The following is a 22,568-nucleotide window of genomic DNA, read 5'->3' as shown; positions in this document are numbered from 1 at the left end:
TGTGCCCGCCGCAGACACGGAAAATCTGAACTCCGCGCAGTGGCTCAATCCACTTCGCGACACGCGAGACAAGCGGCTCCCCCGTATCGCGGGTCCGTGCAGCATGGTCATCTTCGGGGTGACCGGCGACCTCGCACGTAAGAAGCTCATGCCTGCGGTGTACGACCTGGCGAACCGGGGGCTACTACCCCCCGGTTTCGCCCTGGTCGGCTTCGCTCGACGGGAATGGCAGAACCCGGACTTCGCCGAGATCGTGCACGATGCCGTGCGCGACCACGCGAGAACACCGTTCAGCGAAGAGGTGTGGAACACCCTTGCCGAGGGCTTCCGATTCGTCCAGGGCTCCTTCGACGACGACGACGCATTCGACGAGCTGTCGCGGACGTTGACCGAACTCGACGAAACCCGCGGGACCGGCGGCAACCACGCGTTCTACCTGTCCATTCCCCCCAGTGCATTTCCCGTTGTGCTCGAGCAGCTCTCACGCTCCGGGCTGGCGCAGGGCCAGGACGGTAACTGGCGACGCGTGGTGATCGAGAAGCCGTTCGGCCACGATCTGCAGAGCGCGAAAGAGCTCAACGCGATCGTGAATCGAGTGTTCCCCGAGGACACCGTGTTTCGTATCGATCACTATCTCGGCAAGGAGACGGTGCAGAACATCCTCGCACTGCGCTTCGCGAACCAATTGTTCGATCCGATCTGGAACGCGCACTATGTGGACCACGTACAGATCACGATGGCCGAGGACATCGGATTGGGTGGGCGCGCAGGCTATTACGACGGCATCGGTGCCGCCAGGGACGTCATCCAGAACCATCTGCTTCAGCTGCTCGCCATCACCGCGATGGAGGAGCCGGTCAGCTTCAACCCCACCGAACTGCAATCGGAGAAGATCAAGGTGCTCTCGGCGACCAAACTCGCCGAACCCCTCGATCGCACCAGCGCTCGCGGACAGTACTCGGCGGGCTGGCAGGGCAGCCAGAAAGTCAAGGGGCTCAAAGAAGAAGAAGGATTCGACTCCGAGTCGAACACCGAGACCTACGCCGCCATCACCCTCGAGGTGGACACCAGGCGCTGGGGCGGAGTGCCGTTCTATCTCCGCACCGGCAAAGCGCTCGGCCGCCGAGTGACCGAGATCGCCATGGTGTTCAAGCGCGCCCCACATCTGCCTTTCGACGCCACGATGACCGAGGAACTCGGCCAGAACGCACTGGTGATCCGGGTGCAGCCGGACGAGGGCGTGACGATGCGGTTCGGCTCCAAGGTGCCGGGTTCGAGCATGCAGGTGCGCGACGTCAGCATGGACTTCAGCTACGGCGAGGCGTTCACCGAATCCTCGCCGGAGGCCTACGAGCGGCTGATTCTCGATGTGTTGCTCGGTGAGCCCTCACTGTTTCCGGTCAACGCCGAAGTCGAACTGTCCTGGAAGATTCTCGACCCGATCCTCGACTTCTGGGCCTCGGGCGGAACAGCGGAACCGTACGAAGCCGGTACCTGGGGTCCTTCCTCGGGTGATGAGATGATGCAGCGCACCGGACGCGAATGGAGAAGGCCGTGATCGTCGATATTCCCGCCACTACGACGGCCGAGGTCGGCAAGAAGCTGGTGGAAGTGCGCGAGGCGGGCGGCGCGGTGACCATCGGCCGTGTGCTGACGTTGATCGTTGCCAGTCGCGATCCGGCCAAGGCCGAGCGCGCGATCGACGCGGCGAACGAGGCGAGCCGTGAGCATCCGTGCCGTGTCATCGTGCTCATGCACGGCGAACGATCGGACGAGACGAGTCTGGACGCACAGATCCGTGTCGGCGGTGACGCCGGTGCGTCGGAGGTCGTCGTGTTGCGCCTGAACGGCGAACTCATCGATCACGAACACAGTGTCGTCATTCCGTTCCTCCTACCCGACACCCCGATCGTGGCCTGGTGGCCGGACGAAGCACCCAAGGTTCCGGCGAAAGACCCGCTGGGACGCTTGGCGATTCGGCGGATCACCGATGCCACGAACTCCCCCGACACCACGGCGGCGATCAAGGGTCGGCTGAGCAGCTACACCGAGGGCGACACCGATCTGTCGTGGAGCCGGATCACCTACTGGCGCGGACTGCTGGCGACGGCTCTCGACCAGGCACCGTTCGAGGCAGTGGTCTCGGCTACCGTCTCCGGACTGGCCGAGGAACCTGCACTGGACATCCTGGCGGGTTGGCTCGCCGCCAAGCTCGACGTTCCGGTCCATCGCCGTGCAGGTGAGCTGAAGGTGGAATTGATCAGGGAGAACAGCAGCATCGAGCTGATGCGTCCACAGACCGGCAAGACCGCGACGCTACGCCGTACCGGCCAGCCCGATGCGCAAGTCGCGCTGGCTCGGCGGACAACCCGCGACTGCCTCGCCGAGGAGCTGCGCAGGCTCGACACGGACGAGATCTACGAACTCGCCCTCCACGGACTTTCGAAAGTGAGCTATGGGTAAGACATCGGTTCTCCAATACCTCGACGCGCAGGCACTGATCGACGCCGCGCTTTCCCGATTCGTCGAGGTAGTCACCACAGCGCAGGCCGAACGGGGCTCGGCGTCGGTGGTACTCACCGGCGGTGGGACCGGAATCGCGCTCCTGGAGGCGCTGCGCCGCGATTCCGGCTCGATCGACTGGGGCAAGGTCGACATCTACTTCGGCGACGAGCGTTTTCTCCCCTCGGGCGATCCCGAACGAAACGAAGTGCAGGCCCAAGAGGCGTTGCTCGACCACGTCGATGTTCATCCGGATCGGGTCTTTCGGATGGCTGCATCCGACGGACCACACGGAAGCGATCCCGAGGTCGCCGCCGCGGCCTACGCACAGATCCTTCATTCTCGATCCGAGAGCGATCCGACACCCGAATTCGACATCCATCTGCTGGGAATGGGCGGCGAAGGCCATATCAACTCGCTGTTCCCCCACTCCGATGCCGTGCGCGAACAGCATCGCTCCGTCGTCGCCGTCGAAGACTCCCCCAAGCCGCCCCCGGTCCGCATCACCCTGACGCTGCCCGCGGTTCGCCGGGCACAGCACGTGTGGTTGCTCGTATCGGGAGCGAACAAGGCCGACGCCGTTGCGGCGGCGGTGGGTGGGGCCGATGCGGATGACGTTCCCTCGGCCGGTGCCATCGGCTCGACCTCGACGGTATGGTTCCTCGACGCCGGCGCGGCATCGAAACTGGACAGCGTCTGATCTCGCACTCGTTGATCGGGCTCCCCTAGTTACCTGGCTAGTTGGGCTCGGCAGCGTCGGGATCGCGTTCCTTGCCCTCGGCCTCGGCGTCGGCCGCAGTGTCGCTCTTGCGAGCGGTCTGCCCGAGTTTCGAGGTGCCGATCCGCCTGGCGCTGACGCGGTAGGCGGATCCGTCGCGCCAGGCGTCGTTCGTGTGTTTGCACTGCCTCATACCCTGTTGGACGCGATCGACCACGGACCGGTTCCTCGCGTCGTGCGCCTTTTGCGTACCTCTGGGTACGCAAAAGGCGCACGACGGGAGAGTGCTTCTAGCCGCTGTTGCGCAACGCCGTTGCGAGACCGTTCATCGTCAGCAGGATTCCGCGCTTGACGCGTTCGTCCTCGTCACCGCTGCGGTAGCGGCGCAGCATCTCGACCTGCATCTGGTTCAGGGGCTCGAGATACGGGAACCGGTTGTGCACCGAACGCTCGAGCGAGGGATTGTCCTCGAGCAGTCGGCTGTGGCCCGTGATCTTCAGATACATCTGCACCGTTCTGGCGTGTTCGACCTCGATCATGCCGAAGATGTGGGCACGCAGTTCGGCGTCGGGCACCAGCTCGGCGTACCGCGCCGCGATGCCCAGATCCGACTTGGCCATCACCTGCGCGAGGTTCGACAGAACGGTCTGGAAGAACGGCCACTTTCGATACAGATCGGTCAGCACCTCGAGTTTGGCGTCGTCGCCGTCGACCCACTCCTCGAACGCCGAGCCGGTGCCGTACCACCCAGGCAGCATGACGCGGCACTGACTCCACGACATCACCCACGGAATGGCGCGCAGGTCGTACACCGAGTTCGTGGGCTTGCGCGATGCAGGACGCGAACCGATGTTCAGCTCGCCGACCTCGGCGACCGGGGTCGACGTGCGGAAGTACTCGACGAATCCTGGCTCCTCGTGCACCAGGCGACCGTATGCGGCACGTGCCTTGGCAGCCAGGTCGTCCAGAACCTCGTAGGCCGCCTCGGCACCGTCACCGAGACCCTCGACATCGAGCAGCGTCGACTCCAGGGTGCCCGCGACCAAGGACTCGAGGTTCCGACGCGCCAGGGACGGCTCGGCATACTTCGCAGCGATGATCTCGCCCTGCTCGGTGAGCCGCAGAGATCCCTGCACCACTCCTGGCGGTTGCGCCAGGATGGCGTCGTAGCTCGGGCCGCCACCGCGGCCGACCGTCCCTCCCCTGCCGTGGAACAGCCGCAACCGAATTCCCGTCTTGCGCGATGCCTCGAGCAGATCCAGCTCGGCCCGGTACAACGCCCAATTCGCCGCAAGGTACCCGCCGTCCTTGTTCGAGTCCGAGTATCCGAGCATCACCTCCTGGTTCATCCCGCGTCCGGCGACCAGGGCCCGGTAGATGGGAACGTCGAGCGTGGCGAGCAGAGTCGCTGCACCGTGCTGCAGATCCTCGATCGTCTCGAACAGCGGAACCACGCCGACGGTCGATGTGGGCGACGAGCCGTCCGCACCGGGGTCGAAGATGCCGGCTTCCTTGAGCAACAGCGCCGCTTCGAGCATGTCACTGACCGACTGGCACATGCTGATGATGTAGTTCTGGATCGTGTCGGGCCCCAGGTGGTCGATGGCTTCCTTGGCCGCCTTGACTATGCCGAGTTCCTTGGTCGCGAGCTCACTGAGTTCTGCGTGCGGGCCGATCAGGGGGCGACGCGTGGTGAGCTCCTGCGACAGCACGCGGACCCGCTCGTCTTCGTCGAGCGAGCGATAGTCGGGGTGTACGCCGGCCCAGGACAGCAGTTCGGCCACCACCTCCTCGTGCGTTTCGGAGTTCTGCCGCATGTCCAGAGCCTGCAGATGGAATCCGAACGTCTCGACCGACTGCCGCAGCCGCAGCAACCGATCGTCGGCGATCACGGCGTCCCCATCGGCGCGCAGAGCACGATCGATGACGTCGAGATCGTCGAGAACGTCCTGCGGACCGTCGTACTTCCGCGCACCGAGGTCGATCCCGGAAACCGGCACAGCGTCGAGTACCGACCGGGCCGTGGCCGTCAACCGAGCTCGAATGCCCACGACCGCGACCCGATAGGGCTCGTCCGATCGCCGATCGTCCGGCTCTGCCGATGCATCGGCCAGCGCCTTCAGGTCCTCGGTGACGTCCACCAGGCGCGCGGACATCGACAATTCCTTCTCCAGCGCTACCAGTTCGTCCAGATAGCGCTCGAACGCGACATACCCGGCCTGATGCGTCGCCGTGTGTACCACCTCGGCCGTGACGTTCGGGTTGCCGTCTCGGTCTCCGCCGATCCAGGATCCGGGGCGCAGGATGGGACGAGGCAGTAGGTCCCCTTCGGGCCACCGCGCCCGCAGCGCGGCACGCACATCTGCATTGAGGGCGGGCATGACCTCGAAGAGGGAGGACTCGAAGTAGCGCAGACCCACTTCGATCTCGTCCTGGATCCGCAACCGCGACAAGCGAATCAGCGCCGTCTCCCACAGAGTCAGCACCTGCCTGCGGATCTGCAGGTCGATGGCGGCCAGTTCTTTGGTCGCGCTGGCGGCTTTGCCCTCCTGCGCAGCCGATGCCACCTCACGCCGTCTCATCAGCTCGGTGATCTTCGATTGCACGTCGAACACAGTTCGCCGTCGCGTCTCGGTGGGGTGTGCGGTGATCACCGGGGCCACCAGGGCGTCGGTCAGTGCGCTCCCAACCTGTTCGCGTGAGGGAGCCAGGGTATCGATCTTGAGCCAGGTTGCGTCGAGACTGCTGTCCTGCGGCGGGTCCTCGCGGTCGAGATGAATTGCACGACGGCGTTCGCGGTGCAGATCCTCGGCGAGGTTGGCCAGCAACGAGAAGTGACTGAAGGCTCGAATCAGTGGAACTGCCTGTGCCACCTCGACATCGGTGTACCGACCGACCGAGTTCTCGCGTTCGATCTCCGACCTGCGCACGGCGAAGGACTCGAGCCGGGCAGATTCGATGAGATCGAAGACTGCCTCGCCCTCGTGCTCACGAATGATCTCACCCAGGATGCCGCCGAGATACCGGATGTCCTCGCGGAGCGGCTCGGTCAACTCCCGGCCCTGAGCGGTCGGTGTGACGAATGCTGGGGAACCGACTGAATCGTAAGAGGATTCGCTCATCCATCCAGTATCGCCGCTTCACCGAGAACTCGCATTCGGAGGAACGCCGATCAGGTGTACTTGATCTCCAGGCCGATTCCGAGGATCGCAATGAGCCAGACCAACCCGGTGAAGATCGTCAGACGGTCCAGGTTCTTCTCGACGACAGTGGAACCGGACAGGCTGGACTGCACTCCGCCACCGAACAGACTGGACAATCCGCCGCCCTTGCCGCGATGCAGCAGGATCAGCAAGATCAGCGCCAGGCTGGTGACGACCAGCAGAATATCCAGAAACAGATCCATGTCCACCTCAAACTCGATTCGATGCCTCCAGCAGCCTACCTGCCCCCACGAACTGCTTCGGACACCCCGCCGTCCGCGGGATGTCCGAAGCAGTTCTGTGCAGCATCACCAATGAGCCGACACAGCGATCGGCGCGATTATCAGTGCATGTCCACGATCAGGGCAGTGGCCACGATCAGGGCAGTGGTCCGCCTGCTGCGATGGCAGACAGTGTGGCGAACTCGTCGGCCTTCAGCGAGGCTCCACCGACCAGTGCACCGTCGACATCGGGCTGGCCGACGATCTCGCCGACGTTCTTGGCGTTGACCGAGCCTCCGTAGAGCACCCGAACGCCCGCCGCCACCGAGTCCGAGGACAGCGACTTCAGTTCCTCACGGATGGCACCGCACACTTCCTGCGCGTCCGAGGCCGAGGCCACCCGGCCGGTGCCGATTGCCCACACCGGCTCGTACGCGATGACGACCTTGGAGATGTCCTCGGCCGACAGTCCGTCGAGCGATCCCCGAAGCTGGGCCACGTTGTAGGCCACGTGCTCGCCCGCCTCACGGATGTTGAGGCCCTCGCCGATGCAGACGATCGGAGTCAGGCCGTTCTTCAGGGCCGCCTTCGTCTTGGCCAGTACGACGGCGTCGTCCTCGCTGTGCAACGTCCGACGTTCGGAATGACCGACGACGACGAAGGTGCATCCCAGCTTGGCGAGCATCGAACCGCTGATCTCGCCGGTGAAGGCACCCTTGTCCTCCGCCGAGACGTCCTGTGCGCCGTAGGTCAGCAGGAGCTTGTCGCCCTCGACGAGAGTCTGCACACTACGAATGTCGGTGAACGGCGGAATCACCGTCACGTCGACCTTGTCGAAGTACTTCTCGGGCAGTGAGAACGCGATCTTCTGCACCAGCGAGATGGCCTCGAGGTGGTTGAGGTTCATCTTCCAGTTGCCCGCGATGAGCGGCTTGCGTGCCATGCGTTACGCCTCCAGGACGGATAGACCGGGCAGCTGCTTGCCCTCGAGGTATTCGAGGGAAGCACCGCCGCCGGTGGAGATGTGCGAGAAACCGTCGTCGGGCAGTCCGAGGGTGCGGACCGCTGCCGCGGAGTCACCGCCGCCGACCACACTGAATGCACCCTTCTCGGTGGCTCCGATGATCGCCTCCGCGATGCCCTTGGTACCGGCCGAGAACTTGTCGAACTCGAACACCCCTGCCGGGCCGTTCCAGAAGACGGTCTTGGCGTTCGAGAGCACGACGGCGAAACGACTGACCGAGTCCGGGCCGATGTCCAGTCCCATCCAGCCGTCCGGAATCTCGGAGGCCTTCACGGTCTTCGCCTCGGCATCGGCAGCGAACTTGTCCCCGACGACGATGTCGACCGGAAGGTGGATGACGTCACCAAAGCGCTCGAGCAGGTCCTTGCAGACGCTGATCTGATCTTCCTGCAACAGCGAGCTTCCTACCGAATAGCCCTGTGCTGCAAGGAAAGTGAATGCCATACCGCCGCCGATGACGAGGGTGTCGACCTTGGGGGCCAACGCCTCGATGACACCGAGCTTGTCCGAGACCTTGGAGCCGCCGAGCACCACCGCATACGGACGCGTCGCATCCTCGGTCAGCTTGGCCAGGACCTCCACCTCGGCCGCGACGAGCGTGCCTGCGTAGTGCGGCAGCAACGTGGCCACGTCGTAGACCGACGCCTGCTTGCGGTGCACGACGCCGAATCCGTCGGAGACGAAGGCCGCGTCGTCCCCGGCCAACGCGACGAGTTCGCGAGCCAACGCCGCGCGCTCCGACTCGTCCTTGCTGGTTTCGCGCGGATCGAAGCGGATGTTCTCCAGCAGCAGCACGTCACCGTCGGTCAGCCCTTCGGCCCGCGCCTCTGCGTCCTGACCCACCACGTCGCCCGCGAGTTGCACGTGGCGTCCGAGTAGCTCACCGAGCTTGGCCGCGACCGGAGCCAGACTGTACTTCGCATCGGGCTTGCCCTCGGGCCTTCCCAGGTGCGCAGTGACGATGACCTTGGCACCGGCCTCGACCAACGCCTGCAGCGTCGGAATCGAAGCCTGAATGCGGCCGGGATCGGTGATCGTGCCGTCCTCGAGCGGGACGTTGAAGTCCGATCGCACGAGGACGCCACGTCCTTCGACACCGGTATCGAGCAGATCTTGCAGTGTCTTGACAGCCATCGGTCAGAGGGACTTGCCGACGAGACCGATGAGGTCGGCGAGGCGGTTGGAGTAGCCCCACTCGTTGTCGTACCAGGAGACGATCTTGACCTGGTCGTCGATGACCTTCGTCAGCGGCGCGTCGAAGATCGACGAGTGCGGGTCGGTGACGATGTCCGAGGACACGATCGGGTCCGTGCTGTACTTCAGGATTCCCTTCAGCGGGCCCTCGGCAGCAGCCTTCATCGCCGCGTTGATCTCCTCCACCGAGGCGCTCTTGGCCAGGTTCGCGGTGAGGTCGGTGACCGAACCCGTGGGGATCGGGACACGCAGGGCGTAGCCGTCGAGCTTGCCGAGCAGCTGCGGGAGCACCAGGCCGATGGCCTTGGCTGCGCCGGTGCCGGTGGGCACCACGTTGAGCGCGGCGGCACGCGCGCGGCGCATGTCCGAGTGCGGGCCGTCCTGCAGGTTCTGATCCTGCGTGTACGCGTGGACCGTGGTCATCAGGCCTTTGACGATGCCGAATTCGTCGTCGAGGACCTTGGCGATGGGACCGAGGCAGTTGGTGGTGCACGACGCGTTGGAGATGATGTTCTGGCTGCCGTCGTACTTGTCGTCGTTGACGCCCATCACGATGGTGATGTCCTCGCCCTTGGCGGGCGCGGAGATGATGACCTTCTTGGCACCGGCGTCGAGGTGGCCCTTGGCCTTCGCAGCGTCGGTGAAGATGCCGGTGGACTCGACGACGACGTCGACGCCCAGGTCACCCCACGGAAGTGCGGACGGGCCCTCGCGCAGCGACAGTGCCTTGATCTTCTGGCCACCGACGACGATGGTGTCCTCGCCCTCGAGCGATACATCGTGCGGCAAGCGACCCAGGATCGAGTCGTACTTGAGCAGGTGTGCGAGCGATGCGTTGTCGGTCAGGTCGTTGACAGCAACGATTTCGATGTCGGTGGTACCGAGCGCCTTCTGCGCGTCGACAGCCCTGAAGAAGTTACGCCCGATGCGGCCGAAGCCGTTGACGCCTACCCGGATCGTCACTGTTCGCTCCTAAAAGTTGTGTAAACAGATGTCTGTTCGTGCCTGCGTGCGGGGTTGCCACACGCGATTACCACCCTAGTGTGCGCGTTGGCCGAGCGCGCGCGTCACTCGTGCGTGGCGATCACGCCTCGTCGAGCAGCTCGGCCGTGACCGCGGACTCGGTGTCCGGAATTCCGGTTTCCTTGGCCTTGCGATCGGCCATGGACAGCAGCCGTCGGATTCTGCCTGCCACCGCGTCCTTGGTCATCGGCGGATCGGCCAACTGGCCGAGTTCCTCGAGTGAGGCCTGACGATGCTGCACGCGGAGCGAGCCGGCCGCGGCCAGATGATCGGGCACGTCGTCGCCGAGGATGTGCAGTGCCCGCTCGACGCGCGCCGCGGCGGCAACGGCGGCGCGAGCCGACCGGCGCAGGTTGGCGTCGTCGAAATTGGCCAGTCGGTTCGCCGTGGCTCTGACCTCGCGCCGCATCCGTCGCTCTTCCCAGACGAGCCGGGTGTCCTGTGCCCCCATCCGAGTGAGCAGCGCGCCGATCGCCTCGCCGTCCCGGACGACCACCCGATCGGTTCCGCGAACCTCACGAGCCTTTGCGGCCACGCCGAGCCGCCGGGCGGCTCCGACGAGGGCGAGCGCAGCTTCCGGCCCTGGGCAGCTGATCTCGAGCGCCGAGGATCGGCCGGGCTCGGTGAGGGAGCCGTGCGCCAGGAACGCACCGCGCCAGGCCGCCTCGGAGTCTCCGACGGTGCCGCCGACGACCTGAGCGGGCAACCCGCGAACCGGACGGCCACGCAGGTCCAGCAGGCCGGTCTGGCGGGCCAGCGCCTCCCCGTCCTTCGCGACACGGACCACGTATCGCGAGGTCTTGCGCAGTCCGCCCGCGCCGAGCATGTGCACGTCCGAGGAGTAGCCGTACAGCTCGAAGATTTCTCGGCGTAGGCGTCGTGCGATGGACCCGAGATCGACCTCGGCCTCGACTACCACTCGGCCGGCGACGATGTGGAGTCCACCGGCAAATCGCAGAAGCGCGGACACCTCGGCCTTGCGACAACTGACCTGACTGACGGTGAGCCTGCTCAGCTCGTCCTTGACCTCCGCTGTCATGGCCACGAAGTGATCCCCTCTCTGCGTGCGGCAGCCGACCCGGTGTCGCCGGTGGACGACACGATGGAGCCGAGAGCCGCAGCAAGCTTGCCGTAATGATGTGCGTGAGTGCCGTTTTCGGCAACGTCGACATAGACGACCTCGGCACCGAGCCGAGCCGCAGCCCGCGCTACATGTTCGCGGTTGTTGCCTTCCGGGACCGAGGCGGAATCGACCACGATGTAGTCGATTCCCAAATCAGGTGCGTGTTGGGAGAGTACGTGGACATGGCGCTCTGCGGAGAATCCGGTGGTCTCCCCCAGTTCGGGTGCCAGGTTCAACACGAGCACTTTCGGAGCGGACGTGCGAGCCAGCGCAGCCCGTTGATCCGGCACGAGCACGTGCGGAATCACGCTCGAGAACCACGAGCCCGGCCCGAGTACCACGAGGTCGGCCGCCTCGATTGCGGCGAGCGCCTCCGGGCAGGCAGGCGGGTCCGGTGGCAGCAGTCGCACTCGTCGAACCTTGCCGGGAGTCGTGGCCACGGCAACCTGTCCCCTGATGACGCGGCTGACGCGGGGATCGTCCTCGAGTCCCGAGACGTCCGCTTCGATGTCGAGCGCGATCGGCGACATCGGAAGCACACGTCCCTCGATTCCGAGGGTGCGCGCCATCTCGTCGAGGGCGGCGATGGGGTCGCCCAGCACCTCGGTGAGCCCGGCCAGAATGAGGTTACCGACGGAATGTCCGGCCAACGCGCCGGTACCACCGAACCGATGCTGCAGGACATCGGTCCACAATCGCGTCCGCTCGTCGGGGCTGGACAGCGCAGCCAGCGCCATGCGCAGGTCCCCGGGGGGAATGACCCCGAGTTCAGCCCGTAGCCGTCCCGAGGACCCGCCGTCGTCCGCGACCGTGACGATGGCCGTGACGTCGTGTCCGAGAAGCCGGGCCGCCGACAGGGTGGCATACAGACCATGTCCACCGCCGAGGGCGACGACGTTCGGACCCGATCCGAGCACCTCGGTACCGAATTCGCTCATTCGCGACCCAAATCGCGATGCAGCACTCGGACCGACACGTCACCCTGTTCGGCGAGAATGCCGGCCAAGGCCTCGGTCATGGCGACACTTCGATGCTTGCCTCCGGTGCAACCGACGGCGACCGTCATGTATCTCTTGCCTTCCCGCACGTATCCTTCGATCGTCAGATTCAACAGGTGGGTGTACGTCTGCAGATAGTCCCGGGCACCGTCCTGCCCCAGGACGTAGTCACGGACGTCCGCGTCCTGGCCGGTGTGTTCTCGGAGCTCGGGTACCCAGTGCGGATTGGGCAGAAATCTGACGTCGCAGACCAGATCGGCGTCCATCGGTAGGCCGTATTTGAACCCGAACGACTGCACGGTGACACCGACACCGGTAACGCCGCCGTCACCGAAGACGGTCTCGATCTTGCGACGCAACTGATGGACCGACAGCGACGTGGTGTCCACCGTGAGATCCGCCGCCGCCTTGACCGCAGAGAGCCGCAACCGTTCGGCGGTGATGCCCTCGGTCAGCGTGGCGTCCTGACCGTCGTTCTGCAGTGGGTGGCTGCGCCGGTTGGATTCGAACCTGCGGATGAGGACGGCATCGGATGCGTCGAGGAACAGCACTCGGTTGCGCACGCCCTTGGAATCGAGCTCGCGCACCACCCAGCCCAGATCCCCGGTGAACAGTCTGCTTCGGACGTCCATCACCAGGGCGAGTCTTTCGATTCGCGGTTTGGATTCCAGTCCGAGATCGACCATCTTGGAGATGAGCTCGGGGGGTAGGTTGTCGGCGACGTACCACCCGAGGTCTTCGAGAATCTTCGCTGCGGTGCGCAGCCCGGCACCGGAGACTCCGGTGACCAGTGCCACCTCTATCCCGTCGTGCCGCGACCGATCCTGCGCGAGCAGCTCGACGCGCTCCTCGGACGGTGGATGTCTCTGTGTCTGGTGTTCGCTCACTACGAAGCCTGTCCCGCCGATTCCACACGCGGTGCAATCGCATGTTCCGTCGTGTTCTCGCCCGATGTCGTTGACGTTGCGCTGTCATCATCGCCTACATCGGCGTCGTCCGTGTCGGAACCGAGCGCGGCCAGCACCGACTTGGCCGTGGTCTCGCCGATTCCCGGTACCTCGACGATCTCCGCGACCGTCGCACGTTTGAGATTGGCGACCGAGCCGAAATGTGCGACCAGGGCCGTTCGACGCGACTCACCGAGTCCGCGAACCGAATCCAGTGCCGATGCCGTCATCCGCCGCGAGCGCTTACTGCGATGGAACGTGATCGCGAACCGGTGTGCTTCGTCGCGGACACGCTGCAGCAGATACAGCGACTCGCTCGTGCGCGGCAGAATAACCGGATCCTCCTCCCCCGGTACCCACACCTCTTCGAGCCGTTTTGCAAGACCGACCACCGCCACGTCGGTCACTCCGAGTTCGTCGAGCACCGCGGCAGCGGCGGCGACCTGAGGTGCACCGCCGTCCACGACGAACAGGTTGGGTGGGTAGGCGAATTTTCGCGGTCGGCCGGTCTGCGGATCCAGCGCGGCCTCCGGTGCGAGGTCGCCACCGCTTCCTCCGGCCGATCCGTCGGCCGAGTGTCGTAGGAACCGGCGACGAGTCACCTCGGCGATGCTGGCGACGTCGTCCGAATGTCCGTCGCCGGCCGCCTCCTTGATCGCGTAGTGCCGGTAGTCGCTCTTGCGAGGCAATCCGTCCTCGAAGACGACCAGCGACGCGACCACGTCGGTTCCCTGCACGTGTGAGATGTCGATGCACTCGATGCGCAGCGGTGCCGAATCCAGATCGAGAGCTTCCTGAATGCCCTGCAGCGCGGCAGATCTCGACGTGAAATCGCCTGCCCGCTTGAGCTTGTGCTGCTGCAGGGCCTCCTTGGCATTGCGCTCGACGGTTTCCGCCAACGCCTTCTTGTCGCCGCGCTGGGGAACGCGCACCGTGACGTTCGACCCCCGAAGTTCACTGAGCCACTGCTGGACCTCGTCGGCATTGTCCGGTAGCACCGGCACCAGTACCTCGCGCGGAACGGCATTGGATCCACCGTCATCACCGCTCGGTGCCTGTGCCGTCAGCGCGGCCTGCTCGCCGTAGAACTGAGTGAGGAACTGTTCGACGAGGGCCGGCAGATCGGCCTCGTCCTGCCGCTCGATCACCTCACCTGCCTTTTCCACCACCCAGCCGCGTTGACCTCGCACGCGGCCTCCGCGGACGTGGAAGACCTGCACAGCGGCTTCGAGGGCATCGGTGGCGAAGGCGACGAGATCGGCATCGGTGCCGTCCCCCAACACCACCGCCTGCTTCTCCAACGCTCGGCGTAGTGCTCCGACGTCGTCGCGCAGTCGGGCGGCGGTCTCGAAATCCAGATCCTCGGACGCCGCTTGCATCTTCTTCTCGAGCTGCCGGACGAGCTTGTCGGTCTTGCCTGCCAAGAAATCACAGAAGTCCTCGACGGTGGCGCGGTGCTCCTCGGGGCTGACCCGACCGACGCACGGAGCCGAACACTTGTCGATGTAGCCCAGCAGGCAGGGACGACCGATCTGATTGTGTCGCTTGAACACTCCGGTCGAACAGGTCCGCGCAGGAAACACCCGGAGCAACAGATCCAGCGTCTCGCGAATCGCCCAGGCATGTGCGTACGGACCGAAGTACCGCACACCCTTGCGCCGGGGCCCTCGGTAGACGAACAGCCGCGGGAACTCCTCGTTCATCGTCACCGCGAGCATCGGGTAGCTCTTGTCGTCGCGATACCGAACATTGAACCGAGGATCGAACTCCTTGATCCAGTTGTATTCGAGCTGCAGTGCTTCGACCTCGGTGGTGACCACCGTCCATTCGACGGACGCCGCGGTGGTCACCATCTGGCGTGTGCGGGGATGTAACGAGGCGACGTCGGCGAAGTAGGAATTGAGCCGACTGCGCAGGCTTTTGGCCTTTCCTACGTAGACGACGCGACCGTGCTGATCACGAAATTTGTACACCCCCGGCTCCACCGGGATGGTTCCGGTGGCCGGGCGGTAGGTAGCGGGGTCGGACACGGGTTCCACGTTAGCCGTCGGGTCCGACGTTCTCCGCATCCGCAGCTCAGCTGCCGTGCCGACCCGAGGACGTCAGTCCTGATCGACCTCGACGGGCGCATACTTGCGTTCGAGGGTGCGGAACCTGCGAACCGCCGCGACAGCATGCTCGCGATCGTTGGACTGGATCGCCATCACATTGATGAACTCGTCGTCGGGAATGTCCACTCGGGCCCACATCGCACCGTCCGGGAACGACAATCCGCGCACGAGGTCCCACTCGATCAAGCGTTCCGAGAACACGTTACGCACCGCGACACCCGCAGGACCGACGCGAATACGGGGCCGAGTGAGCAGCAGGGCAAGGCCGCCCAGCAGGATCCCGATCCCTGCCATCGCGAGTTGGTCGGCAGTGCGGAAGTACACGCCCGTCGGCGAGACTCGAAGCAGGACGGCGACGGTCGAATGAGCCACGACCAGCAGCACCGCGGCGGCGATGGCGAACCGCGCCGACTTGCGCGACTTCACTTCCATGTCCCAGCCCGGCGGCGTACCGGTACTCATGTGAACTCCTGGTTGGTCCAGGGCTGGCGTAGATGCTTGAGCGTCAGGGCGGTGTCGATCGCGGCAGCGGTGGCCTGGGCACCCTTGTCCTCGAACGAACCGGGCAGGCCGGCACGATCACGGGCTTGCTGCTCGTCGTTGGTGGTGAGCACGCCATTGGTCACCGGGGTGCCCTCGTCCAGCGACACTCGCGTCAGGCCTGCGGTGACGGCGTCGCACACGTACTCGAAATGTGGAGTGCCCCCGCGGATCACGACACCGAGCGCCACAACGGCATCGTGGTTGCGGGCCAGCGCCTGTGCAACGACAGGCAGCTCGATGGCCCCGGCGACGCGGATGACCGTGACGTCCTTGACCCCCGCGGACTCGGCTTTGCGTAGTGCGCCGTCGAGCAACGCCTGAGAAATCTCTCGATGCCACTGGCCTGCGACGATGGCCAGTTCGAGGTCGCTCGCGCCCGCGAGCTGCAGGGTCGGCTCGCCTTCACCACTCATGGGTTGACTCCGTTCTCTTGGGCGGGAGTGGAGCCTGCGGAATGACCGTTTTCGTACTCGTCGAGGCCGGTCAGATCGTGTCCCATCCGGTCGCGCTTGGTGCGTAGATAGGTGAGGTTCTCGGCGTTGGCGCGCAGCGGCATCGGCACCCGCTCGGTGACCTGTAGTCCGTACCCGTCCAGTCCGACTCGCTTGGCCGGATTGTTCGTCAACAGCCGCATCGAGGAGACGCCGAGATCGACGAGAATCTGTGCGCCGATGCCGTAGTCGCGGGAATCGGCAGGCAAACCGAGTTGAAGATTCGCGTCGACGGTATCGGAGCCGGCGTCCTGGAGCTGATAGGCCTGGAGCTTGTGCAACAGGCCGATTCCGCGGCCCTCGTGCCCGCGCATGTACAGCACGATGCCGCGATCCTCGGCGGCCACCATTTCCAGGGCGGCGTCCAATTGCGGTCCGCAATCACAGCGCAGCGAGCCGAAGACATCGCCGGTGAGGCATTCGGAGTGCACTCGAACCAGGACGTCGCTGCCGTCACCGTCGGGCCCGGCGATGTCACCGCGCACCAACGCAACGTGCTCGACCTCGTCGTAGATGCTCTGGTAGCCGACGGCGCGGAACGTGCCGTGTTCGGTGGGGATCCGGGCATCGGCAACTCGGACGACATGCTTTTCGTGCTTGCGACGCCATGCGATGAGATCGGCGATGGAGATCAGCGCGAGATCGTGCTCGTCGGCGAAGACGCGCAGTTCGTCGGTCTGGGCCATCGAGCCCTCGTCCTTCTGGCTGACGATTTCGCAGATCACGCCCGCAGGCCGCAGATCGGCCATCCGGGCGAGATCGACGGCTGCCTCGGTATGGCCCGGGCGACGCAGTACGCCGCCGTCCTTGGCCCGCAGTGGCACCACATGGCCGGGGCGGGTGAAGTCGCCCGCGCCGGTGTCGGGATCGGCCAGCAGTCGCATCGTGGCCGCGCGATCGGAGGCCGAGATTCCGGTGCCGATGCCTTCGCGTGCGTCGACGGTGACGGTGTACGCGGTGCCGTGCTTGTCCTGGTTGGTGGCGACCATCGGTGGGAGACCGAGGCGGTCGCAATCCTCACCCGACAGTGGCACACAGAGGTAGCCCGAGGTGTAGCGAACCATGAAGGCGACCAGTTCCGGAGTGGCCTTCTCGGCGGCGAAGATCAAGTCGCCCTCGTTCTCGCGGTCCTCGTCGTCCACGACCACCACTGCTTTGCCCGCAGCGATGTCCGCAACTGCGCGCTCGATACTGTCGAACCTGGTCACGAAAGTGCGCTCCATACGTCTCGGGCCTGGCTCAGCGCCCTGGAATTCTCCGTGCATCGCTCACGGCGTGCACCTCAACAGTACTTACTGTGCGTCGATCGTCTGCAGCCGCTCCACGTACTTGGCGATCACGTCGACTTCGAGGTTGACCGGCGAACCGACCTCCGCCCTGCCGAGGGTGGTCAGGTCCAAGGTGGTGGGAATCAGGGAGATCTCGAACCAGTGCGAGCCGTCGTCGACGCCCAATCCGGACACGGTGAGCGAGACGCCGTCCACCGTGATCGAGCCCTTCTCCACCACGTAGCGCGCGACCGAGGTGGGCATGCCGACACGCACCACGGTCCAGTTCTCGGACGGCGAGCGGCCGAGGATGGTTCCGGTGCCATCGACGTGGCCCTGCACGAGGTGCCCGCCGAGTCTGCTGCCCAGTGCGGCTGCACGTTCGAGGTTGACGCGGCTGCCCACGCTCAGGGCTCCGAGCGACGATCGGTCGAGGGTCTCCTGCATCACGTCGGCGGTGAAACCGCCGTCGGCGAGCACCTCGACGACGGTGAGGCAGACTCCGTTGACCGCGATGGAGTCGCCGTGGCCCGCGTCCGAGGTCACCACCGGGCCGCGGACGGTGAAGCGAGCAGCGTCGGACAAGTCGTCCTTCGCGAGGATCTCGCCGAGTTCTTCGACAATTCCGGTGAACATCTACTTCGCTCCTTCGGGCACGACGCCGATCAGGATGTCGTTGCCGATCATGGTCACTGTTTCCGTGCGAAACCGAATTGCGTCGGCAATTGTTCCGATGCCCGCATTCTCCACCGCTGCAGATCCGCTGCCCAACACGGCCGGGGCGAGGTAGGCCACGACGCGATCCACCACCCCGGCAGCGAGGAACGCGCCGGCCAAGGTGGGACCACCTTCGATCTGGATGTCGGTGTACTCGTCCAGCGCATCGATCACCGCCAGCGGATCGTGCGTGTCGAGGAACATCGTGCGCGCATCGGCATTACGAATTCTCGCCGTCGAGGGCGTCGGTCTCGAGCCCACGACGACTCGCACGGGCTGATGCGGAGCAAGGGTGCCGTCGGGCTGGCGTGCGGTCAGCCGCGGGTCGTCCGCCAGGACTGTTCCGGTGCCGACGACTATCGCGTCGAGCTTGGCCCGCTCGGTGTGCACGTGCTCTCGCGCCTGTGGTCCGGTGATCCACTGGCTGGTTCCATCTGCTGCGGCGCTGCGCCCGTCGAGGGTTGCGGCGTACTTCCACGTCACGTGCGGCCTCCCGGTGCGCTGCTTGTGCAACCAGGCTCGCAGCGGACCCTGGCGCACCTCACGTTCACCGATTCCCTGTTCGACGCGAACGCCCGCGGCGCGCAGGGTCTCTGCGCCGCCGGACGCGAGTGGATTCGGATCGGCGACGGCGTGCACGACCGCGACGATGCCTGCGTCGATCAGGGCCTTCGAGCACGGTCCGGTGCGGCCGGTGTGGTTGCACGGCTCCAGCGTCACCACCGCCGTACCGCCCCGGGCCCGATCCCCGGCCTCGGCCAGGGCGACCACCTCGGCGTGAGGCCCGCCGGGCGGCCGCGTCGACCCGATGCCGACGACGGTGCCGTCGATGTCGAGAATCACCGCACCGACGGCGGGATTGGGGCTGCTGATTCCCCGGGCCGTCTCGGATGCGTCGACGGCGAGGGCCATGGCCTCCGCGATCGAGACGGCGCCCGGAGCAACCACTACGACAGGTGGTGCGAGGCGCGGGCGGCTCGGGCACGCAGACCGCGCACGGCAGCGGCCGGGTCGTCGGTGTTGTAGACGGCCGATCCTGCGACGAAGCAATCGATGCCTGCCTCCGCGGCTTGCTCGATCGTGTCGGAGTTGATGCCCCCGTCTATTTCGATCACCAATCGCAGATCACCGGAGTCGACCAATTTCCGAACCGCCGCGGCTTTCGAGAGCACCTCGGGCATGAACGACTGCCCGCCGAATCCCGGTTCCACACTCATCACCAGCAGTGTGTCGAAGTCGCGCAGGATCTCGAGGTACGGCTCGATGGGGGTTCCGGGCTTGACGGACAGGCCCGCTTTGCCACCGGCGGCCCGGATGTCGCGCGCCACCGCGGAGGGGTCGTCGCTCGCCTCGGCGTGGAAGGTGACGTTGTACGCGCCCGCCTCGGCGTAGGGCGGAGCCCAACGCGCCGGATCCTCGATCATCAGGTGACAATCGAGCGGAATGCTCGTCGCCTTCAACAGACTTTCCACGATCGGAAGCCCGAGGGTGAGGTTGGGTACGAAATGCGCGTCCATGACGTCGACATGTAGCCAATCGGCCCCGGATACGGCCTCGGCTTCGGCGGCGAGCCGGGCGAAATCGGCGGACAGGATGGAGGGGGCAATCATCGGGGAAACCACGATTGACGAGCCTAGCCCAGCCGGTATCGTTCGCCCATGGCCACCATCGACTCCGCGACGGCGATGATCGCCGCACTGCCCGAGGTCACCGAAGGAGTCCGGTACGGGCATCCGACCTGGGCCGTGGGCAAGAGCGTGTTCACGTGGATTCGTCCGTTCAGCAAAGCCGATCTGAAGCGATTCGGCGACGCCACTGCGCCCAGCGGGCCGATTCTTGCCGTGCGCACCGCCGACCTGCACGAAAAAGAGGCCATTCTCGCTGCACACCCTCGCGCATGCTTCAGCATCTCGCACTTCGACGGGTTCGCGGCTGTGCTGGTCGACCTCGAGAACACCGAGGACTACGAACTGCGCGAACTGATCATCGACGGGTGGCTGGTCTATGCCCCGAAGAAGCTGGCCGAGACGTTCCTGGCCGGCAACTGATCACAGTGGCTTACGCAGCGCCGCCATGAACATCGCATCGGTGCCGTGTCGATGCGGCCACAGCTGCACCGACGTGCCGTCACCGAGCTGCGGCACCCCGGGAACCAGCTCGCGGGTATCGAGCTGGTCGACTCCGTATCGTCGAACCGCGTCTGCGACGACGGCGGCGGTTTCGGACAGGTGCGGCGAGCACGTCGAATACAGCACCACACCGCCGGGTCGGACCAGTTCGATGGCGGCCGCCAACAGTTCTCTCTGCAGCGTCACCAGGGCCGCCACATCCGACGGTTGCCGACGCCACCGCGCCTCGGGGCGACGACGCAGGGCCCCGAGGCCGGTGCACGGGGCATCGACGAGAACACGGTCGTAGCCGCCGCCGAGTCCGGATGCTCGTCCGTCGACCGTGTGCACCGTCACTGGAAGGTCCTTGGTCGTCTTCGAGACCAGATCGGCTCGATGCGGCGTCGGTTCGACAGCGTCGACCCTGGCACCGTCGATGCCGGCGATTGCTCCCAACAGGGCAGCCTTGCCGCCGGGGCCGGCACAGAGATCGAGCCATCGACCGCCGTCCTCACCGACGAGCGGCGCAAGGGTCAGTGCCCGGGCGACGAGCTGACTGCCCTCGTCCTGGACTCCGGCCAGGCCGTCTCGGACGGCGTCGAGCTTGCCTGGATCGCCTCCGTCGAGGTGCACCGCGTACGGGGAGTACGGACCTTCTTCTCCCCCGGTGATCAGCGCCAATTCCTCTGCAGATATCTCGCCGGGCCGAGCGACCAGGTGGACCGAGGGGCGAGCGTCGTCGGCTTCGAGCACTGCGGCGAGTTCACCGGCGTCCGCGCCGAGCGCGTCGGCGAACGCCTGCGCGATCCATAGGGGGTGCGCGTACTCGAATGCGAGATGGCCGACCGGATCGACAGCCGCGGCTGGAGCGAGCTCGTCGACCCACTGGGCGGCCGTGCGTTCGGACACGCGCCGCAGAACAGCATTGACGAAACCTGCTTTGCCGGTGCCGAATTCGGACCGAGCGAGATCCACGGAGGTGGCGACGGCGGCGTGCGGTGCCACCCGCGTACGCAGGAGCTGATAGGTACCGAGCCGAAGAATATCGAGCAGTGGCCCATCGATCTCTCCGGCCGGACGGCCGGCCGAGTGAGCGATCACCGCGTCGAGCACACCCCGAGCGCGGGACGCACCGTAGGCGAGTTCGGTTGCCAGTGCGGCATCGCGCGAGTCCAGCTTTCGCTCTCTCAGCAGGCCTGGTAGCACCAGGTTGGCGTAGGCATCGCGCTCGCGGACCGCTTTCAGCACATCACGTGCGGCGCGACGCGCCGGATCGATGGCATCGATGGCACGTGGGCCCGCTCCCTGCGGCGGCCGGTTCCCCTTCGGGCCCCTGACCCCGGGCGAGTTCTTGGAGACCTTTCGGGGCCTTCCCGACTGGCGCTTGCGAGGTCTGTCGGGATCTGTCATCGCGCTACCGCCGTCTCGTCCAGCCGGGCGCCGCGCGCCCAGTCGAGTGCCTTCATCAGTTTCTTGCCCTGCGGTTGGATATCGCCCAGGACGATTGCGCTTGTGCCTGTTCCGATGTGCACGCCCGATTTCCGAACCTCGATCACGCCCGGTTCGAGCGTGTCCGACGAACATTGCACCGGGGCGACCTTGACGCGGAGTTCACCGATCGTCGTCCAGGCACCGGGCGCAGGGGTGACCGACCTGATGTGCCTGTCGATGAACGCTGCGGAGCGGTTCCAGTCGATACGCGCGGCATCGACGGTCACCTTGCTCGCGTACGAGACACCGTCCTCGGGCTGCGGCTGCGCGCCTGCGGTGCCGTCCTCGATCGCGTCGAGCGTGGCGGCCAACAACTCGGCTCCGCTCGACGCCAATCGGGTGAGCAACTCCCCCGTGGTGTCGGTTGCCCGCACCCGCTCGGTGACGACGCCGAGTACCGGGCCGGTGTCCATGCCCGCGTCGAGCAGGAACGTGGAGGCACCGGTGATGTCGTCGCCCGCTGCGATGGCCGCGTGCACCGGGGCAGCGCCGCGCCAGGCGGGCAGCAACGAGAAGTGCAGGTTGATCCATCCGAAGCGGGGAATGTCGAGCACGGGCTGCGGTAGCAACGCTCCGTAGGCCACGACCGGGCACACATCCGGTGCCAGGTCGACCAGCTGCGACACGAAATCCGGTTCCGAGGGCTTCGCGGGCGTGTACACCGGAATCCCATGCTCGTCGGCCAGCTGTCCGATGGGCGAGCGAACGGTCTTACGTCCGCGACCGGACGCGGAATCGGGCCTGGTCACCACCGCGATCACCTCGTGGCGCTCGGACTCCAACAGCCGCCGAAGGGACGGGACTGCGGGTTCCGGTGTTCCGGCAAAGACAACGCGCACTGAAGGCAACTCCCTGGGACGAACGAATTCACATCAGTGGTTCATCC

The 22,568-nt window shown here is 65.7% G+C and carries 22 protein-coding genes; 4 read left to right on the top strand and 18 right to left on the bottom strand.

Translation table 11 applies throughout. The features are described from left to right. Position 1: 1 nt before the first annotated feature. The 3 genes from zwf to pgl are packed head-to-tail and all read left to right on the top strand — an operon-like array spanning position 2 to position 3,202. Positions 2–1,558 (top strand): glucose-6-phosphate dehydrogenase, encoded by a 1,557-nt coding sequence (gene zwf / locus J1M87_RS05635; protein WP_206488530.1) that lies wholly within the window; start codon positions 2–4, stop codon positions 1,556–1,558. Then, a complete protein-coding gene (gene opcA, locus J1M87_RS05630) occupies positions 1,555–2,463 on the top strand; it encodes a glucose-6-phosphate dehydrogenase assembly protein OpcA (RefSeq protein WP_341243377.1) in 909 nt (302 codons plus the stop codon). Before zwf ends, opcA begins: the two co-directional genes overlap by 4 nt. Beyond that, positions 2,456–3,202: a 6-phosphogluconolactonase gene (gene pgl / locus J1M87_RS05625; protein WP_206488528.1), complete on the top strand. Its 747-nt coding sequence runs from the start codon at positions 2,456–2,458 to the stop codon at positions 3,200–3,202. Before opcA ends, pgl begins: the two co-directional genes overlap by 8 nt. Before the next feature lie 37 nt (positions 3,203–3,239). Here pgl and J1M87_RS05620 read toward each other — a convergent pair whose 3' ends face one another. The 16 genes from J1M87_RS05620 to rpe all read right to left on the bottom strand — a co-directional run bounded on the left by J1M87_RS05620 (position 3,240) and on the right by rpe (position 19,705). Further along, a complete protein-coding gene (locus J1M87_RS05620) occupies positions 3,240–3,437 on the bottom strand; it encodes a hypothetical protein (RefSeq protein WP_206488527.1) in 198 nt (65 codons plus the stop codon). A gap of 73 nt (positions 3,438–3,510) precedes the next feature. Continuing rightward, a complete protein-coding gene (gene ppc / locus J1M87_RS05615) occupies positions 3,511–6,342 on the bottom strand; it encodes a phosphoenolpyruvate carboxylase (RefSeq protein WP_206488526.1) in 2,832 nt (943 codons plus the stop codon). Between the two features lie 50 nt (positions 6,343–6,392). Next, entirely contained in the window at positions 6,393–6,626 is a 234-nt protein-coding gene (gene secG / locus J1M87_RS05610; RefSeq protein WP_206488525.1) for a preprotein translocase subunit SecG, read from the bottom strand. Positions 6,627–6,801: 175 nt separating this feature from the next. Then, a complete protein-coding gene (gene tpiA, locus J1M87_RS05605; RefSeq protein WP_206488524.1) occupies positions 6,802–7,587 on the bottom strand; it encodes a triose-phosphate isomerase in 786 nt (261 codons plus the stop codon). A 3-nt stretch (positions 7,588–7,590) separates the two neighbouring features. After that, the gene (gene pgk / locus J1M87_RS05600) at positions 7,591–8,802 is read right to left on the bottom strand and encodes a phosphoglycerate kinase (RefSeq protein WP_206488523.1); all 1,212 of its coding nucleotides are present in this window, start codon (positions 8,800–8,802) and stop codon (positions 7,591–7,593) included. A 3-nt stretch (positions 8,803–8,805) separates the two neighbouring features. Beyond that, on the bottom strand, positions 8,806–9,825 hold the full coding sequence (gene gap / locus J1M87_RS05595) for a type I glyceraldehyde-3-phosphate dehydrogenase (protein WP_206488522.1): 1,020 nt from the start codon (positions 9,823–9,825) through the stop codon (positions 8,806–8,808). A gap of 121 nt (positions 9,826–9,946) precedes the next feature. Then, positions 9,947–10,930, bottom strand: coding sequence for a DNA-binding protein WhiA (gene whiA / locus J1M87_RS05590; RefSeq protein ID WP_008716540.1), 984 nt, complete (start codon positions 10,928–10,930; stop codon positions 9,947–9,949). After that, a complete protein-coding gene (gene yvcK, locus J1M87_RS05585; RefSeq protein WP_206488521.1) occupies positions 10,921–11,946 on the bottom strand; it encodes a uridine diphosphate-N-acetylglucosamine-binding protein YvcK in 1,026 nt (341 codons plus the stop codon). The genes whiA and yvcK overlap by 10 nt, the downstream gene beginning before the upstream one ends. Continuing rightward, positions 11,943–12,842, bottom strand: a complete 900-nt coding sequence (rapZ, locus tag J1M87_RS05580; RefSeq protein ID WP_206488790.1) for an RNase adapter RapZ — start codon at positions 12,840–12,842, stop codon at positions 11,943–11,945. The genes yvcK and rapZ overlap by 4 nt, the downstream gene beginning before the upstream one ends. 50 nt (positions 12,843–12,892) lie before the next feature. Continuing rightward, positions 12,893–14,983 (bottom strand): excinuclease ABC subunit UvrC, encoded by a 2,091-nt coding sequence (uvrC, locus tag J1M87_RS05575; RefSeq protein WP_206488520.1) that lies wholly within the window; start codon positions 14,981–14,983, stop codon positions 12,893–12,895. 72 nt (positions 14,984–15,055) lie between these two features. Next, on the bottom strand, positions 15,056–15,526 hold the full coding sequence (locus tag J1M87_RS05570; protein WP_206488518.1) for a PH domain-containing protein: 471 nt from the start codon (positions 15,524–15,526) through the stop codon (positions 15,056–15,058). Beyond that, on the bottom strand, positions 15,523–16,020 hold the full coding sequence (gene ribH, locus J1M87_RS05565; protein WP_206488516.1) for a 6,7-dimethyl-8-ribityllumazine synthase: 498 nt from the start codon (positions 16,018–16,020) through the stop codon (positions 15,523–15,525). The genes J1M87_RS05570 and ribH overlap by 4 nt, the downstream gene beginning before the upstream one ends. Next, on the bottom strand, positions 16,017–17,306 hold the full coding sequence (locus J1M87_RS05560; protein WP_206488513.1) for a bifunctional 3,4-dihydroxy-2-butanone-4-phosphate synthase/GTP cyclohydrolase II: 1,290 nt from the start codon (positions 17,304–17,306) through the stop codon (positions 16,017–16,019). The genes ribH and J1M87_RS05560 overlap by 4 nt, the downstream gene beginning before the upstream one ends. Positions 17,307–17,390: 84 nt before the next feature. After that, complete coding sequence (locus tag J1M87_RS05555) at positions 17,391–18,002, bottom strand: riboflavin synthase (protein ID WP_206488511.1); 612 nt, start codon at positions 18,000–18,002, stop codon at positions 17,391–17,393. After that, entirely contained in the window at positions 18,003–18,995 is a 993-nt protein-coding gene (gene ribD / locus J1M87_RS05550; protein WP_206488789.1) for a bifunctional diaminohydroxyphosphoribosylaminopyrimidine deaminase/5-amino-6-(5-phosphoribosylamino)uracil reductase RibD, read from the bottom strand. Between the two features lie 35 nt (positions 18,996–19,030). Next, positions 19,031–19,705 carry a ribulose-phosphate 3-epimerase gene (rpe, locus tag J1M87_RS05545; protein ID WP_206488509.1) on the bottom strand — a complete coding sequence of 225 codons (675 nt, stop codon included), beginning with the start codon at positions 19,703–19,705 and terminating at the stop codon, positions 19,031–19,033. 36 nt (positions 19,706–19,741) lie between these two features. On the opposite strand from rpe, the gene J1M87_RS05540 reads away from it, so the two are divergent. Further along, positions 19,742–20,131 carry an MmcQ/YjbR family DNA-binding protein gene (locus J1M87_RS05540; RefSeq protein WP_206488507.1) on the top strand — a complete coding sequence of 130 codons (390 nt, stop codon included), beginning with the start codon at positions 19,742–19,744 and terminating at the stop codon, positions 20,129–20,131. On the opposite strand, the gene J1M87_RS05535 is transcribed toward J1M87_RS05540, so the two are convergent. Both J1M87_RS05535 and fmt read right to left on the bottom strand, forming a co-directional pair. After that, positions 20,132–21,601, bottom strand: coding sequence for an RsmB/NOP family class I SAM-dependent RNA methyltransferase (locus J1M87_RS05535; RefSeq protein ID WP_206488505.1), 1,470 nt, complete (start codon positions 21,599–21,601; stop codon positions 20,132–20,134). It lies immediately after the preceding gene. After that, positions 21,598–22,521, bottom strand: a complete 924-nt coding sequence (gene fmt, locus J1M87_RS05530) for a methionyl-tRNA formyltransferase (RefSeq protein ID WP_206488503.1) — start codon at positions 22,519–22,521, stop codon at positions 21,598–21,600. The genes J1M87_RS05535 and fmt overlap by 4 nt, the downstream gene beginning before the upstream one ends. Between the last annotated feature and the right edge of the window lie 47 nt (positions 22,522–22,568).

This window comes from Rhodococcus sp. KRD162 (genome assembly GCF_017168335.1).
GTDB lineage: Bacteria > Actinomycetota > Actinomycetes > Mycobacteriales > Mycobacteriaceae > Rhodococcoides.
Note: the sequence above shows the minus strand (reverse complement) of the source record. Positions and strands in the feature narration are given on the sequence as shown.